Raw genomic sequence first — 15238 nt, forward strand, 5'->3', positions numbered from 1 at the left:
TGCTCTCTTTCAAGGTTATAAGGATAAGCTGTCAACAATTGGAATTCCCCCGTTTGACCAATAGAAGATAAGACAGAATAGAGAGAACACCCGTACAGGCAATCACAATCGCCATTGGAAGGGCTGAATCTACGCCTCCAAGACCCACAAGCGGTGCTACACAGCTACCAAGCAGCAACGGGATCAGCCCTATCAAAGCCGAAGCGCTGCCTGCGGCTTCTCCTTGGTCCTGCATTGCAAGTGAGAAGCTGGTTGCGCCGACAATCCCCACACTGGAGACAACAGCGAACAGACAGATTAGAATAGGAATCAGCCCTCCCCCTATCAGGATCGTAAGCAGCAGCAAGACGCCCCCCATTGTACAGAGCAGCAACCCGCTAAGCAGTAGCTTCGTCTCACTCACCTTACCAGCAAGTCTGCCGGCAATTTGACCTGTAATAATAATCCCAATCCCGTTCACAGCAAAGATCAAGCTATATACCTGCGGAGTAACCGCAAAAATATTTTGCAAAACAAAAGATGACCCAGAGATATAAGCGAACATAGACGCTGTAACAAAACCTTGGGACAAGGCATAACCCATAAACTTGCGGTTGCCAAGTAACACCTTAAAGGTAAGCAAAGTACCCTTCAACCCACTCTTGGAGCGCCGCTCCTTCGGCAATGTCTCAGGCAAGCGCAGGAGAATCGTCAAGCAAAAAATAATTCCGGCAGCAAATAATACGAGGAATATCCCCTGCCATGTAGTCACTCTTAAGAGCTGGCCTCCAATGACTGGAGCCAAAATCGGACCCAGACCATTAACAATCATCAATAAAGAGAAAAATTTCGTTAGTTCAGAGCCACTGTACAGATCACGCACAGCCGCCCTAGAGACAACTACACCCACTGAACCAGCAAGACCTTGAATAAACCGCAAAACAATTAAAAGTCCAATCGAAGGACTAAAAGCACATAGCACTGAGGAAACGGCATAGATGAACATCCCTATAAGCAGTGGACGGCGACGTCCATATACATCACTCAGTGGTCCAGCTACTAACTGACCCGAGGCCAGTCCCAATAAAAAGAAGGTGAGACTTAGCTGCACCAAAGCAGCTGTCGTACCGAAATCGTCGACAAGTGCAGGCAGTGCTGGCAAATACATGTCAATCGACAACGGCCCAATGGTTGTAATGGAGCCCAGAATAACAGCAAGTTGCAATCTCTGCTTCCTTGAGGGTCCATCTACAGCAAGTTTATTAGCATTTTGCATTCCAATCATGATCCTTACGTCAACCTTTCTAAAGCAACCCGGGGGCCTTTTTTGTATTCTTCATACTAACGTAAAGGAACTCAAATGATCAATCCTTTTATAAGGCCTCATTCGGGGCTAATAACTTAAAAATAACCGCCAAAAGGCGGTTATCCTAATTGTTTTATGCACTTTGAGATGTGCTAAACCCCTGTAGCCAATCTTTGGCGGCTTCGGCTTCCGCCATACTCAAGCGGTGACCTTGATTGCCCCAATGGGTTGTAACCTCAGCGCCTGCTTTCTGCAGAATCCCCTCTAGCTCCTGAGTTTCCGTAGATGTTATTAGCGGATCATTCGTACCTGCCCCAATAAAGATAGACACCCCTTCTAGAGAAGGAAGCTCCACATTGCGTAATGGCACCATCGGATGCAACAGCACTGCCGCGCGGAAAATGTCCTTATAATGAAACAGAAGGCTACCAGCAATGTTTGCACCGTTAGAGTAACCAACCGCTACCAGATTGTTGGCATCAAACCCGTATTTCTCTGCCGCCTCATCCAGAAACTGCTTAATCTCATGGGTACGGAAAACTAAGTCCGCTTCATCGAACACTCCTTCTGCCAGCCGACGGAAGAATCGTGGCATGCCATTCTCCAGCACATTACCCCGTATACCTAGCACCGATGAATCTGGGGATAACATCTCAGCCAGCGGCAGCAAATCCTGCTCATTACCACCTGTGCCATGAAACAACACTAATGTAGGTTTAGTTATATCTTTACCTTTACGGAATACATGAATCATCCCTGCTTCACCTCAATTTCTCTTACTTGAATAGGCGTTAAGTTTTCTTCGATGGCCGCGCGATGCGGCTCAAACCAGGACGGCAGCATCAACTTTTCACCCAACGCATCTGGGGCTTCATCACGGGCAAAACCTGGAGGATCTGTAGCGATTTCGAACAGGATTCCTCCTCTTTCACGGAAATAGATCGCATTAAAATACTGACGGTCTTGAACGGGTGTAGGTCTATGCCCATGACTCTGTACATGGCGCGACCATTCCAGTTGCTCTGCATCATCCTTTGCCCGCCACGCGATGTGATGAACTGTCCCTGCACCTCCCGCTCCGAGCGGAACGGGTGATGTCTTCAAATCAATAATATTACCTAGCTCCCCATTGGTTCTATAGCGAGTATATCCATCTCCGTCAGCAATATGTTCCATACCCAGCGTATGAACAAGTGTCTCAGCTGTTTGCAACGGATTGCTGCTATACAGCACAGCCCCGCCAAAACCTTTGATCGCGTATTTAGTAGGAATCCCACCAAAGGACCACTTACTGAGCGGGCCTTCCTCACGTTCCACCAGTTCAATCCGCAGACCGTCGTAATCGGCAAAAGATAAATAGGGTTCCGAGATCCGACTTCCTTTTGTAACCGAAATTCCGTATTCAGCAAGGCGTTGTTCCCAGAATTGCAGAGCACCGACCGGCACTGCGTAGATCGTTACGCCAACTTGACCACTGCCTATTCTGCCTCTACGCCCTACAGGTGAAGGGAAAAATGTAATAATCGTTCCCGGCGAACCCTGCTCATTCCCAAAGTATAAATGATAGACCTCTGGAGCATCAAAATTAATCGTTTTTTTCACGAGCCGTAGGCCCAGAATCCCGGCGTAGAAATCAACATTGCGCTGAGCGTCTCCGACAAAAGCTGTAATATGATGTATTCCTGCAGTTTGAAGTGTCATTATTATAAACTCCCTTCTTAGTTAAAAAACAATGCATCTAGAGAAATCGAACCTGGTCCCGTAAGCGCCACACCTACCGCAAATACCAAAACCGTGAGTGGAAACTCAATTCCGTTCGAAGTGGACCAGAAACCATTTGGAGCATGAACCTTAACGATTGCCCCCAGCATCGTGGCAGCGATTAACACCGCTGCAACAGGCGTTAACAGTCCTGCCGCGAACATAAATCCGCCCACCAGCTCCATAATCCCTGCTAAAATCGCCATAGTCACACCCGGTTTGATTCCGATGGACTCCATCCAGCCTCCCGTACCCTTCGGACCGTATCCTCCGAACCATCCAAATAGCTTTTGTGCGCCATGTCCTATAAAAGCAAGCCCAATCACCAATCTCATTAATAACAGTCCTACACTTATCATTTTTACCTTCCCCTATTCCTTTGATTTAATTATCTTAATGTTAAGATATTGGGTAAAAAAGAGCGCCCGGCGAACCGGAATAACCTATGGGCTGCTCTCCTCTTCCCTCTTCTATCTACAACTCGGAGGCGTTAAACGTATCGCCGCCCTTAATCGTACCCGAGTTAAAACCTTTGTAGAACCAGCGCTTTCTCTGCTCTGAGGTACCGTGAGTGAAACTATCCGGCACTGCATAGCCCTGAGCTTGCTTCTGAATCGTATCATCGCCGACGGCGCTTGCAGCTGCCAGAGCTTCCTCTAAGTCGCCTTCCTCCAGCAGATTCATACCCTGAGCATGATTGGCCCAGACACCGGCGAAATAATCAGCCTGCAGCTCAAAACGAACCTGATATTTGTTGTACTCCTTCTCACTCAACGTCTGGCGAAGGGAATCGAGCTGTTTCGAGGTGCCTAGTAATGTCTGTACATGATGTCCAACCTCATGGGCAATGACATAAGCCATGGCGAAGTCGCCCGGCGCGTGGAAGCGTTGCTGCAACTCATCATAAAAGCTCAGATCAATATACAGTTTGGCGTCACCCGGACAGTAGAAGGGACCAACTGCCGAGGTGGCTGTTCCGCAAGCAGAGTCTACACTCCCACTGTATAGCACTAAGGTGGGGTCCGTATAGGTCATTCCCTGCTGCTGAAAAATCTCACCCCAAACCTCCTCTGTGTCGGCAAGAACTACCGATACAAACTCCGCAAGCTCTTGCTCCTCTGCGGTCTGTTCATAAGGGGCCGTTGAACTGGAGCCTGTGGAAGTCAAACTTCCCAGGATATCCCCGGCATTGCCTCCACTGAGTAACGTGATGACCAGGACAAGGATAATTCCTCCGATCCCGCCACCAATCACCTTGCCGCCGCCGCTCATGCCTCTGCGGTCCTCCACGTTCGAACTCCCTCTTCTTCCCTGCCATTTCATGGCCAAGCCCCCAGTCGAAATATCAGGTAATCTTAAGTACATGGCTACCTGGCTTCGTTAAGTTAAATATCTTATTAGTGATATACCCAAAAAAGCAGGGTTTCACTTATACTTACTGGAGTTGGGAGAATGAGGATGGAGCCGAACTACTTCCAACCTTATAGAAGCGCCTAGTTATTCGTCATGTTCGCAGCGCCTATACACCTTTGCCAAGCTTTTTCATTAATTCGATAGCCTGGACTTTCTCTTCCTTATCTAATCCACCCATCAAATCATGAATTGAGGCTACATGACGAGGGAAAATCTCATCAAACAGTTCACGGCCTGCATCCGTAATCTCCGCATAAGTAACGCGGCGATCCTCGCTACAGGGTACACGTTTCAGCAGTCCCTTTTTCTCCAACTTGTCGATATTATAGGTAATGCTTCCGCTCGTAACGAGAATTTTCTCCCCAATCTGTTGCAGCGGAATCCGCGTTCTATGGTAAAGTACTTCAAGCACCATGAATTCAGCCGAAGCCAAGCCATAACTTTTCATATCCTTCACCGCATGATCCATTAGGCTTTTATAAGCCTTAGATAAGACTACGAACAATTTCAGTGAGGCGGCTTGTTCTTCGTCAGGTGCACCCTCTGTATTACGCAGATTTATTTGTTTATCACTCATCAATTCCACCTCCACTTCAATCAAACTTGTATTCAATCCATTTATTTGTCTTTACGTTAAGTATCTTTAATTTAAGATAACTATACGACTTCCCATCCTCCTTGTCAACCTCATCGCTAAAAAAGTCACTTCCGTCTAGAGACCGGTAAGTTTTTCTTTGACACTTTACAGGGAGTGATAAAAATCACCCCAAGTTTGACCTGACCTATAAAAGGGCGTATTCTTGTCTTTACGAATGACTCTTTAGTAAGCGATTTCAATACCCTAAAGGAGGCGACCTGATGAGTTCGTTCAATCCAACCCCTACCGAAGAAGCTATGGAGGGGCAGGCTGGAGCACGACGCGTGCTGATCGTGACAGCCGTAGACGCGGAGCGTGACGCGGTCCTGCGCGGCCTGCAAGGCAGCGACAGGTTCCATGTTATCGCTGCCGGCGCAGGGCCGGCAGCGGCGGCGGCGGGAACCGCCGCGGCACTCGCAGCCGGTTCTTACGGCTGCGTATTGAGCGTCGGGATCGGCGGCGGATTCCCGGGGCTGGCGCCTTTAGGCTCGCTGGTTGTAGCCAGCGAGATGATTGCCGCCGACCTCGGGGCCGAGACGCCGGAGGGCTTCCGCAGCGCTGCCGAGCTCGGCTTCGGCAGCGTGTCCGTGCCGGCTGACCGCGGCACGGTGCAAGCGGTTTCGGCCGCGCTGGCTGCGGCCGGGTTACCCGTAAGCACGGGCACCGTGCTTACGGTCTCGACGGCGACCGGCACCGCGGAGACGGCCGCCGCCCATCTCGCGCGGCATCCCCATGCCGTCGCGGAAGCGATGGAAGGCCACGGAGTTGCCGTGGCCGCTCAGGCGCTGGGGCTCCCGGTACTGGAGCTCCGCGCCATCTCGAACCCGGTCGGTCCCCGCGACCGGGCCGCTTGGAAGATCGGTGATGCAATGGAAGCATTAACGGCGGCAGCCGCTATATTACTGGAGGTGCTGTAATGACAACTGAGCTTAATATCGCTTTTTCCCCTTGCCCTAACGATACCTTTGTATTTCATGCCTGGGCGCACGGGCTTGTCCCGAATGCACCTAAGCTAAATGTAACCTATGCCGACATTGATATTACCAATACGCTGGCTGCTGACGGAGAAGGACCAGAAGTCCTCAAAATCTCCTACGCTGCTCTGCCTTGGGTTCTGGAGCGGTACAAACTGCTGCCATGCGGCGGTGCTTTAGGACGCGGCTGCGGCCCGCTGCTGCTTACAGCAAGTGGACCCCATGCGGTCAAACGCCCAGAAAAGCTATCCGGACGCCGGATTGCTGTACCTAGCGAACGCTCTACGGCTTATTTGCTTTTCCGATTATGGGCAGCACAAAATGTAACTGGAGGCATCGGCGAAATAGTCGTAATGCCTTTCGATGAGATTATGCCTGCCGTGCGGGATGGCCATATCGATGCAGGGCTGGTAATTCACGAAGCCCGCTTCACTTACGCCTCTTATGGTCTTAATATGCTGACTGATCTAGGCAGCTGGTGGGAAAGCGATACCGGACTGCCCATTCCTCTCGGCGCTATCATTGCCCGCCGTGATTTAGATGCCGATGCTATCACCGGCTGGATTCGCAGCTCTCTTCAGTATGCGTGGGATCATCCAACGGATTCCAGAGACTATGTGCTTAGCCATGCTCAAGAGTTGGCTCCTGAAGTGGCTAAATCCCACATCGATCTCTACGTGAATGACTTCTCGATGAATCTGGGTGATGACGGCTATGCCGCAATCTCTGCCCTGCTTAATCGTGCTGCGGCAGAAGGACTTGTGCCTGCAATCGATCCAGCACTGCTTCGTTAGCATTTACCAGATAGTTTAACAATCCCCGGCCACACCTATAAGGTGTTCTCCGGGGATTTTATTTATTCTACGTAGCCTTCCAGCCAGACATTATTTGGCTTATCGAACCAGTGATTATACAATAGACCTATAAACATGATCTATGAGGGAGGATCACATGATACCTGAAAAAAACAGCAAACAAAACATCGACCGCTTTTTGGGCTTTCAAAATGAATATGACCGCTACCGTCCCGAAGCCCCTGAGATGATTATCAAATTGCTAACAGATTACCTAGGTACCACCCCTTCACTCGTCGCAGATATAGGCTGCGGTACGGGTTTGTCTACTTTTCTCTGGAACGATGTCGCAGAACGCGTAATCGGTATCGAACCCAATCCAGATATGTTGGGAAAAGCAATCGATAAACTTAGCAGATTAGAAGCACCCCAATCAATTACTTTTGTGCAAGGCTACTCTAACCAGCTTCCGCTTGCATCAGATAGTGTAGACATAGTTACCTGCTCGCAATCATTCCACTGGATGGATCCTGAAAGTACACTGCAAGAAATCTCCCGGGTCTTAAAAAAAGGCGGAGTCTTTGCCGCCTACGATTGCGATTGGCCTTTATCTCTTCAGCAAAATGTAGAAGAACGATACAACCAGCTGATCTCCAAAACAGAAGAATTGCTGGCTTCGCTTTTACCTAATGAGGAGAGAGCACATAAATGGGACAAAGAAGGTCATTTGTCACGGATCAAAGCTAGTGGAGCCTTCTCTTTTGCCAGAGAAATCGTATTCCACAACCTAGAGTCCTGCGATGCCCAGCGATATATTGGTTTAACCCTAAGTCAAGGGGGAGTGCAAACCGTAATGAAACTAGACGCTACCTTGCTTGAGCAAGACATCGCCGATTACACCGCCGCAGTTGAACAGCATTTTAAAGGCAGAACATTAGAGGTTCTGATCAGCTACCGAATGAGAATCGGCATCAAATAATCTTCGATCACAACCAAAAAAACGCCCCGCCCCCTCATATGAGGAGTTCGGAGCGTTTTCTTCTTTTTATTTAACTTCCTCCATGAATACCCTTAGGTTCTCTACGATTTCTTTGGATTTTGAATGATGTAAGTAATGTCCGCCTTCAAATGTCATTACTTTTCCATGCACAGAATCCTTGACTTGCCCTTCATGTAGAGGAATCCAGTCTTTCACGGTAGTATTATTCGCTTGTATAAAGAAGATAATGGGAAGATTCTTGTCGAATGTTAAGCCTCTGGAGGCAACAAAGTTAGGATAAATATGTTCCATTTCATTTAAGGTAGTGGAATTGTTCATATTTTTAAGCGAAATCAATTTCATTTGTTTTTTGGTTTCATCATCAAATGGCAGTCCATCATAAGGGTCACCGCTTAATTGCAAGCCCAATCTTATAATCCCTGAATCTTTAAGCAGCTTTAATTTTTTAATTGGAAATTTAACATCCATACCGCCTTGTTCCGGAACACTACTATCAATACCCACAAAAGCACTCACTTCGTTTGGATATTTCTTCGCATATTCCAATCCGTAAATACCTCCAATCGAGTGGCCCATTAGAATGTATTGGTCAATGTTAAGATTCTGAACGGCTTCATGAATTTCACTAACGATATTCTCTGTAGTTCGTTCTTTTTTCGTTTCATCACTGAGTCCATACCCAAACGGTTCAACCGCCACCACTTTGTAGAATGGTGATAACTCATCAATCAACGGCTTGAAATCAAGCGCTGGCGCTCCTGTTCCAAAGCCTGGTATGAGCACGATCGTCTGTTTACCTTCTCCTTGAATCAAAACATTCATATTTTTCCCGTCAACAGGGACTAACTGACCATAGTGCTGTATTTTTTTCTGATCTGTTTTGTTGCTGATCACATTAACTGTATAGACAACGGCTAGAAAAAGTACGACCACGATCACTATTGCTCCTAATATTTTGAGCAACAGGTTACGCAGTTTATGTTTTTTCTGTCCATTCCCCGTTTTTTTGTCCTCTTGTTGTGTCACCCTCATCTTCTCCTGTCTTTAATCTGTTTATTAAGTTCCCTTAACGTTTCGCTAATGAGATCATAACTAACAAAGATGTACCCCTCATGACGACAATATGAACTGAAAATGAACAGGTAAAAAAAATGCTACGGCAGCACAAGACAAGAAAACTTGCCTGTACTGCTGTAGCATGAAAAATTCGGGATGCATTCAAGCCCTCGCAAGGCACCGCCTGGAAGCTAATTACTCTGTCGGCGCTATAATTGGGAGGGTGACAACGATGGTCGTTCCTTGGCCGGGTTCGCTTTCCACGCGGATATCCCCTTTATGAAGCGTTACGATCTGTTTAACAATGGCAAGTCCCATCCCGCTCCCACCATATTTACGGCTGTGGGACCGATCAGCCTTAAAGAACCGTTCAAATATACGTTGCTGATCCTCAAGTGAAATCCCGATGCCAGTGTCTGTTACCCGAACGGTCACGTTGTTGATATCTTGTTTGAGGCTGACGTTAATTACACTGTTATCCTTAGAAAACTTGATGCTGTTGCCAAGGAGATTGGTCCATACCTGACTTAACAGGTCATAATCAGCCAGTAGGATAATAGGCTTCAGATCAAGGTCGAAGCTGATGTTACGAGCTGACCATTGCGGCTGAATCGCTACGATTACTCTTCTTATCTGTTCGTCCAGATTGAATGTAGTTAGCCGTAGCTGCTGGGACTGCGATTCTAATAAACTCAGCTTCAGCAGGCTGTCACTCATTTTAGACATCCGTTCTGCTTCAGCGATAATAATATCCAGATAACGATTTCGCTCTTGTTCTGCAAGATCTACTCGCTTGAGCGCAATCGCATACCCAGATATTGAGGTGAGCGGAGACTGGACCTCATGCGACACATTGGATACAAACTCCTTACGCATTTGCTCAAGCTGCTGCAGATCGTGCATCATTTCTTCAAAGCTGCGAGCCAAGGTACCTAGCTCACCGGTTTGCTTAATATTCAGCTCAACGTTAAAATCACCAGCTGCTATTCTTCTGGTCGCTTTGGTTAGCTTCTTAATCGGTCTGACTAAGAACATTGCAGCTACCAGAATCAAGAGGCTTCCAGCTATCAATGAATAGAGCAAGAAATTTAATACCAAGTTCCTTCTGGCAGTGACGGAAGGGGGATTAAGCGTCTCCACAAACATCGCTTTGGTGCCGTCTTCCGTTCTCAGTTGTAAGCCTAGGAGAAGCGCAGAAATATTCCTGTTATGAGGTTGATATACTTCTCCTGCGAGAACTTTTTTTATTTCTTCCATAGTTACAGGGACCGGCTTGTGCCCATTAAGCGTTCCGTAAGATTGGAATTTACCCGCTTCATCGAAAATTCGGATGTGGTAGGAATCAAGCTGCTTCATTCCACTTACGAAAGAGTTGGCTTCACGAAATGGGAAGGTCTCGTAAACCCTGACAATATCCTGCCCAAAATGCAATAAGGGAATTCGCGTGTTCTCGTTCAGTTTATCTTCGAATACCCAAGTTGCAACAAACAAAGCAATGATTGTGCCCCCGATTACGGAGGCTAGGAAGGTCAGGACAACGCGTGTATATATAGATCTGATCATTCATGCACCTCAAGCCTGTAGCCAAGTCCACGCACCGTCTCAATACGAAAATCAGGGGTAGTCGCAAACCGTTCACGCAGGCGTTTGATATGCACGTCAATCGTCCGATCATCTCCAGCATAATCAATTCCCCAAATTTGATCGATCAACTGCTCGCGCGTATAGACTTGTCCAGGGGTTCCAGCAAGCTTGTACAGCAACTCGAACTCCTTAAGGGGTAAGGGAAATGACTCCGTACCTTTCATCACCTTATAGGTCTGCCGATCAAGGATGACATTGCCAATTTGGATCATCTGCGTGGAGCCAATCCGATATCGTTTCAGCAATGACCTAACACGAACCGTCAGCTCTAACGGATCGAAAGGTTTAGTTAAATAATCGTCCGTGCCTAATTCGAAGCCCTTCACTTTCTCCCAGGTTTCGCCTCTGGCAGTCAATATAAGTAATGGAAGATCAGGATTAGCTCTGCGGAGCTCCTTACAAAGCATCCAACCATCCATATTTGGCATCATAATATCCAGCACGACAAGATCGACATGTGTTCCAGCATATACGGCGAGCGCTTCCTTGCCATCCACAGCTTCAACTGTTTCGAATCCGTCGTTGCGGAGAAATAAACAGACAAGTTCGCGAATGTTCGCATCGTCGTCAGCAACCAGTATAGTAGGCATTCGTTTCCTCTTTTCCTGTTGTCCATTCTTACTATTATACTATATTATACTTTCGGCTAAACTGTCTGTTGTCTTGAGACTACACGATGATCAAACCGAAAAAGAGCGTCTAACACGGTTACCCGTATAGACGCTCTTAATGTCGTTTCGCTTTAGCTTTAGTCAGCTTACTTCTTATTCATCTTAAACATTAGGAACAGCTCATTATAATGAGCGAGCATCCGTTTGCCAAGGTTATCGTATACTTCAAGCCGGTCCGTAATTTCAGCAGGTGGATAGAACCGGGTATCCTCAGAAGTTTCCTCAGGAAGCAGCTCCAGCGCAGGAATGTTAGGCGTGGAATAACCTACATATTCTGCATTCTTAGCAGCAACGTCTGGGCGGAGCATGAAGTTGATGAACTGATGCGCTCCATCCACATTTTTCGCTGTCCGAGGGATGACCATGTTATCAAACCACTTGTTCGAGCCTTCTTCCGGCACTACATAATCCAGCTTATCATTCTCGTCCATGATCTCGGAAGCATCGCCGGACCAGACAATCCCAACCGCAGCTTCTTCATTTGCCAGCAGCATCTTGATCTCATCACCGACAATCGCCTTAACGTTAGGAGACAACTTGTTGAGCTTAGTCAGTGCTTCTTGCAGATGTGCCTCTTCCTTGTCATTAACGGAATAATGCAGGCTGTTCAAAGCCATGCCCATCACTTCACGGGCTCCGTCCACCAGGAAGATGTTATTATGCAGTCTGCTGTCCCAGAGAGAATCCCAGCTGGTGAAGTCCATGCCTTTAGTCATTTCCGGATTGAAAATAATCCCGACGGTCCCCCAGAAATAAGGCACAGAATATTTGTTACCCGGATCAAACGAAAGGTCCATAAAGCGTGAATCAATATTCTTTAGATTCGAAATCTTGCTATGATCCAGCGGGATGAGCAGATCTTCTTCTTTCATCTTGGCAATGGCATAATCCGAAGGGATTACAACATCAAAGGTAGTTCCGCCCTGCTCAACCTTGGTCAACATAGCTTCATTGGAATCGAAGGTTTGATAAATGACTGTTAAGCCGGTCTCTTTTTCAAATTCCTTCAATAGATCGGGATCAACATAGTCGCCCCAGTTATAGATAGTCAGTGTGTTTCCACCCGAATATCCCTCTCTCGAATTCATCCAAGAGCCCAAGTACATGAGCGCAAATGCCGTGATAAGGATCGCCAGAAAAGCATTTATCAGCTGTTTCATCTAGGCACCCCCGCTTCTGCAACAGGCTCCGCCACAGCTTCTGCTGTGTTATGGCGATTTTTCTTAAGGGTCAGGAAGTAATAACCCACCACGAGCAGAATGGTGAACAGGAAGATCAGCGTCGACAGCGCATTAATCGATAGCGACACCCCTTGCCGGGCTCTAGAGTATATCTCAACCGATAACGTCGAATAACCGTTGCCTGTTACGAAGAACGTAACCGCAAAGTCATCCAGTGAATACGTAAGCGCCATAAAAAATCCGCTGAATATCCCTGGTTTAATAATCGGCAAGATTACTTTAGTCAGCACATCCTTACGGCTTGCCCCAAGATCACGGGCTGCATCCGTCAATGTAGGGCTCATTTCCTGTAGATGCGGCAAAATCATCAATACAGCAATCGGCACGCTGAATGCAACGTGTGAAAGCAGAACAGACGCGAAACCCAGCTTGATGCCAGCTATGGTGAACAGGATAAGGAACGAAGCACCAATAATGACATCTGGACTGACGATCAGCACGTTATTCAGAGACAGCAAGGTGTTCTTGGCGCGGCGATTCTGCACACTTTTAATGGCCAGCGCACCAATAATAGCGATAAGGGTCGCAATAGCCGAGGATAGCAGCGCGATCACAAGCGTATTGATTACGATGATGATCAGGCGCTTATCTTGGACCACCTCACGGTAGTAATCCAGCGTGAAGCCCTCGAACTTATGCATCGTCCCCCCACTGTTGAACGAATAGTACATTAAATAGAAGATAGGTGCATACAGAACAATGAACACCAGAACTAGGTAGAGGTTAGAGAATCCATTTTTATTTCTCATTCCGCGCCCCTTTCCGCGATCCGCCTGTGATAATCATAAACAGCGCCATAATGGCAATCAGAAACACTGCAACTGTAGAACCCATGCCCCAGTCCTGAGTGACCAGGAAATGCTGCTCGATTGCGGTGCCCAGCGTAATGACCCTGTTGCCTGCAATCAGACGGGTGATCATAAACAGGGACAGCGCAGGTATGAATACTGCCATACAGCCTGAGCGTACTCCCGAAATGGTCAGCGGAAAAATAACACGTCTAAACGTGGTCCAGCCCGAAGCCCCCAAATCACGTGCCGCATCCAGCAAGGATAAATTCAAATCCTCCAAAGCGCTGTATATCGGCAGGATCATAAACGGAATAAAAATATAGACAGATACAAATACAAAACTGAAGCCCGTAAACAGAATTTGCTGTTCTCCGATTCCAAGCAGATCAAAGAAATTATTGATCGGACCAAATGTCCCGAATATCCCTATAAAAGCGTAGGTTTTTAGCAGCAAATTAATCCATGTCGGCAAAATAATCAGCAATAACCACAGTTGCTTATGTTTGGTTCTCGTCAACAGATAAGCCGCCGGATAGGCAACCAGCAAAGAGAATGCTGTAATCAGAAACGCGTACCAGAACGAGGTCAGCGTCATTTTTAAATATACAGGGGTGAAGAAACTGACGTAATTATCCAGAGTAATATGACCATCCAAATCAAATAACGAATAATAGATGACAAGCACTACCGGTGCAATTACAAACAATGCGATCCAGAGGTAATAAGGGATGAGATAGTACGATTTGCCCTTATTCTTCATGACTCTCCACCTCGCCATAAGCTTCCAGACGTCTGTCGAATTCTTCCTCCGTTTCACCGAAACGCATAACATGAATCGCTTCCGGATCAAAATAAAGGCCAATTTCACTGCCTACAGTCGCCTTACGTGTAGAATGCACAAGCCATTCATGCCCGGATTCATCATAACAGCTGATTTCATAATGCACGCCCCGGAACAGCTGGGAATCAACCCGCACACGTAGTTTACCCTGTTCCAGCGTAGAAATTTCCAAATCCTCAGGACGAATAACAATCTCTACGGATTCATTCGGTTTAAGCCCGGCATCGAAACATTCGAAGCGGCGGCCGTTAAACTCCACCAGATAATCCTCGATCATAACTCCCGGCACAATGTTCGATTCGCCAATAAAATCCGCCACAAAACGGTTAATCGGCTCATCATAAATATCGTTAGGGGTGCCGCTTTGCTCGATTTTCCCCTTATTCATGACAAAAATCCAGTCGGACATCGCGAGTGCCTCTTCCTGGTCATGCGTTACAAAAATAAAGGTAATGCCTAACCGCTGCTGCATTTCCCGCAGTATGTACTGCATCTCAGTGCGCAGCTTGAGATCTAGCGCCGATAGAGGCTCGTCCAGCAGTAGAACCTGTGGCTCATTCACAATCGCCCGGGCAATGGCAACCCGCTGGCGCTGACCGCCGGACATTTCGTTAATCGCACGCTGCTCATAACCCACAAGGTTAACGAAGCTTAGCGCTTCCTGCACCTTCTTCGTGATAACATCCTTCTTAAGCTTCTTAATGCGCAGTCCGAAAGCCACATTCTCGAATACGTTCAGGTGTGGAAACAATGCGTAATCCTGAAATACCGTATTGACCTGCCGCTCATTGGCGGGAATGTGGTTAATTACTTTTCCATTTAAATAAATAGAACCGCTCGTTGGCTCAGCGAACCCGGCGATCAATCGAAGAATAGTCGTTTTACCACAGCCAGATGGACCAAGTAGTGTATAGAATTTGCCGCGCTCTATCTCAAAGCTGACTCCTTTTAACACCGGATCTTCGTCGTCATATTGCTTAGTAACTTCTTCAAATGAAATGATGGTACCTTCCTGAATAGCTATAGCTAACAACCTCCCTTACCTTAGTAATACAATACTATTTTACCCGCATCTTGCGGAGAACAATCGAAATGAGTATGCTCAGCGCTAATAAGCGACAATTTTCCCT

At 47.3% G+C, this 15238-nt stretch carries 16 protein-coding genes; 3 read left to right on the top strand and 13 right to left on the bottom strand.

Annotation, left to right across the window (positions count from 1 at the left end):
* Positions 1-31: 31 nt before the first annotated feature.
* The 6 genes from MHH89_RS20755 to MHH89_RS20780 all read right to left on the bottom strand — a co-directional run bounded on the left by MHH89_RS20755 (position 32) and on the right by MHH89_RS20780 (position 5036).
* Positions 32-1264: a multidrug effflux MFS transporter gene (locus tag MHH89_RS20755; RefSeq protein ID WP_438269376.1), complete on the bottom strand. Its 1233-nt coding sequence runs from the start codon at positions 1262-1264 to the stop codon at positions 32-34.
* Positions 1265-1418: 154 nt separating this feature from the next.
* On the bottom strand, positions 1419-2039 hold the full coding sequence (locus MHH89_RS20760; RefSeq protein WP_076218926.1) for an alpha/beta hydrolase: 621 nt from the start codon (positions 2037-2039) through the stop codon (positions 1419-1421).
* Positions 2036-2986 carry a ring-cleaving dioxygenase gene (locus MHH89_RS20765; protein ID WP_076218925.1) on the bottom strand — a complete coding sequence of 317 codons (951 nt, stop codon included), beginning with the start codon at positions 2984-2986 and terminating at the stop codon, positions 2036-2038. The genes MHH89_RS20760 and MHH89_RS20765 overlap by 4 nt, the downstream gene beginning before the upstream one ends.
* 17 nt (positions 2987-3003) lie before the next feature.
* Entirely contained in the window at positions 3004-3405 is a 402-nt protein-coding gene (locus MHH89_RS20770) for a DoxX family protein (protein WP_036682076.1), read from the bottom strand.
* A gap of 115 nt (positions 3406-3520) precedes the next feature.
* The gene (gene ypfJ / locus MHH89_RS20775; RefSeq protein ID WP_076282155.1) at positions 3521-4369 is read right to left on the bottom strand and encodes a KPN_02809 family neutral zinc metallopeptidase; all 849 of its coding nucleotides are present in this window, start codon (positions 4367-4369) and stop codon (positions 3521-3523) included.
* Between the two features lie 196 nt (positions 4370-4565).
* The gene (locus MHH89_RS20780) at positions 4566-5036 is read right to left on the bottom strand and encodes a MarR family winged helix-turn-helix transcriptional regulator (RefSeq protein WP_076282156.1); all 471 of its coding nucleotides are present in this window, start codon (positions 5034-5036) and stop codon (positions 4566-4568) included.
* Positions 5037-5317: 281 nt separating this feature from the next.
* Here MHH89_RS20780 and MHH89_RS20785 point away from each other — a divergent pair, with 281 nt between their 5' ends.
* The 3 genes from MHH89_RS20785 (at position 5318) to MHH89_RS20795 (ending at position 7843) form a co-directional block, all read left to right on the top strand.
* On the top strand, positions 5318-6013 hold the full coding sequence (locus MHH89_RS20785) for a futalosine hydrolase (RefSeq protein WP_081383981.1): 696 nt from the start codon (positions 5318-5320) through the stop codon (positions 6011-6013).
* Positions 6013-6864, top strand: coding sequence for a 1,4-dihydroxy-6-naphthoate synthase (locus MHH89_RS20790; protein ID WP_076282157.1), 852 nt, complete (start codon positions 6013-6015; stop codon positions 6862-6864). Before MHH89_RS20785 ends, MHH89_RS20790 begins: the two co-directional genes overlap by 1 nt.
* 157 nt (positions 6865-7021) lie before the next feature.
* Positions 7022-7843 carry a class I SAM-dependent methyltransferase gene (locus tag MHH89_RS20795; RefSeq protein ID WP_076124053.1) on the top strand — a complete coding sequence of 274 codons (822 nt, stop codon included), beginning with the start codon at positions 7022-7024 and terminating at the stop codon, positions 7841-7843.
* Positions 7844-7909: 66 nt separating this feature from the next.
* Here MHH89_RS20795 and MHH89_RS20800 read toward each other — a convergent pair whose 3' ends face one another.
* The 7 genes from MHH89_RS20800 to MHH89_RS20830 form a co-directional block, all read right to left on the bottom strand.
* Positions 7910-8890, bottom strand: coding sequence for an alpha/beta hydrolase (locus tag MHH89_RS20800; RefSeq protein ID WP_076191702.1), 981 nt, complete (start codon positions 8888-8890; stop codon positions 7910-7912).
* Between the two features lie 225 nt (positions 8891-9115).
* Complete coding sequence (locus tag MHH89_RS20805) at positions 9116-10483, bottom strand: sensor histidine kinase (protein ID WP_076124056.1); 1368 nt, start codon at positions 10481-10483, stop codon at positions 9116-9118.
* Complete coding sequence (locus MHH89_RS20810) at positions 10480-11154, bottom strand: response regulator transcription factor (RefSeq protein WP_038573732.1); 675 nt, start codon at positions 11152-11154, stop codon at positions 10480-10482. The genes MHH89_RS20805 and MHH89_RS20810 overlap by 4 nt, the downstream gene beginning before the upstream one ends.
* A gap of 167 nt (positions 11155-11321) precedes the next feature.
* Positions 11322-12395: an ABC transporter substrate-binding protein gene (locus tag MHH89_RS20815; RefSeq protein WP_038573734.1), complete on the bottom strand. Its 1074-nt coding sequence runs from the start codon at positions 12393-12395 to the stop codon at positions 11322-11324.
* A complete protein-coding gene (locus MHH89_RS20820; RefSeq protein WP_036682094.1) occupies positions 12392-13225 on the bottom strand; it encodes an ABC transporter permease in 834 nt (277 codons plus the stop codon). The genes MHH89_RS20815 and MHH89_RS20820 overlap by 4 nt, the downstream gene beginning before the upstream one ends.
* Positions 13215-14027 (bottom strand): ABC transporter permease, encoded by an 813-nt coding sequence (locus MHH89_RS20825; protein ID WP_036682096.1) that lies wholly within the window; start codon positions 14025-14027, stop codon positions 13215-13217. The genes MHH89_RS20820 and MHH89_RS20825 overlap by 11 nt, the downstream gene beginning before the upstream one ends.
* Positions 14017-15126, bottom strand: a complete 1110-nt coding sequence (locus MHH89_RS20830) for an ABC transporter ATP-binding protein (RefSeq protein ID WP_036682445.1) — start codon at positions 15124-15126, stop codon at positions 14017-14019. Before MHH89_RS20830 ends, MHH89_RS20825 begins: the two co-directional genes overlap by 11 nt.
* Between the last annotated feature and the right edge of the window lie 112 nt (positions 15127-15238).

Origin of the sequence: Paenibacillus sp. FSL H7-0323, from assembly GCF_038002725.1 — a bacterium.
In the GTDB taxonomy this organism is placed as follows: Bacteria; Bacillota; Bacilli; order Paenibacillales; family Paenibacillaceae; genus Paenibacillus_AQ; species Paenibacillus_AQ odorifer.

What these genes read in the sequence shown, in the direction of transcription:
- MHH89_RS20760 (WP_076218926.1), bottom strand. Translation starts at nt 2,039, where the DNA reads ATGATTCATGTATTCCGTAAAGGTAAAGATATAACTAAACCTACATTA.
- MHH89_RS20815 (WP_038573734.1), bottom strand. Translation starts at nt 12,395, where the DNA reads ATGAAACAGCTGATAAATGCTTTTCTGGCGATCCTTATCACGGCATTT.
- MHH89_RS20780 (WP_076282156.1), bottom strand. Translation starts at nt 5,036, where the DNA reads ATGAGTGATAAACAAATAAATCTGCGTAATACAGAGGGTGCACCTGAC.
- MHH89_RS20765 (WP_076218925.1), bottom strand. Translation starts at nt 2,986, where the DNA reads ATGACACTTCAAACTGCAGGAATACATCATATTACAGCTTTTGTCGGA.
- MHH89_RS20820 (WP_036682094.1), bottom strand. Translation starts at nt 13,225, where the DNA reads ATGAGAAATAAAAATGGATTCTCTAACCTCTACCTAGTTCTGGTGTTC.
- MHH89_RS20790 (WP_076282157.1), top strand. Translation starts at nt 6,013, where the DNA reads ATGACAACTGAGCTTAATATCGCTTTTTCCCCTTGCCCTAACGATACC.
- MHH89_RS20770 (WP_036682076.1), bottom strand. Translation starts at nt 3,405, where the DNA reads ATGATAAGTGTAGGACTGTTATTAATGAGATTGGTGATTGGGCTTGCT.
- ypfJ (WP_076282155.1), bottom strand. Translation starts at nt 4,369, where the DNA reads ATGAAATGGCAGGGAAGAAGAGGGAGTTCGAACGTGGAGGACCGCAGA.
- MHH89_RS20825 (WP_036682096.1), bottom strand. Translation starts at nt 14,027, where the DNA reads ATGAAGAATAAGGGCAAATCGTACTATCTCATCCCTTATTACCTCTGG.
- MHH89_RS20805 (WP_076124056.1), bottom strand. Translation starts at nt 10,483, where the DNA reads ATGATCAGATCTATATATACACGCGTTGTCCTGACCTTCCTAGCCTCC.
- MHH89_RS20755 (WP_438269376.1), bottom strand. Translation starts at nt 1,264, where the DNA reads ATGATTGGAATGCAAAATGCTAATAAACTTGCTGTAGATGGACCCTCA.
- MHH89_RS20785 (WP_081383981.1), top strand. Translation starts at nt 5,318, where the DNA reads ATGAGTTCGTTCAATCCAACCCCTACCGAAGAAGCTATGGAGGGGCAG.
- MHH89_RS20810 (WP_038573732.1), bottom strand. Translation starts at nt 11,154, where the DNA reads ATGCCTACTATACTGGTTGCTGACGACGATGCGAACATTCGCGAACTT.
- MHH89_RS20795 (WP_076124053.1), top strand. Translation starts at nt 7,022, where the DNA reads ATGATACCTGAAAAAAACAGCAAACAAAACATCGACCGCTTTTTGGGC.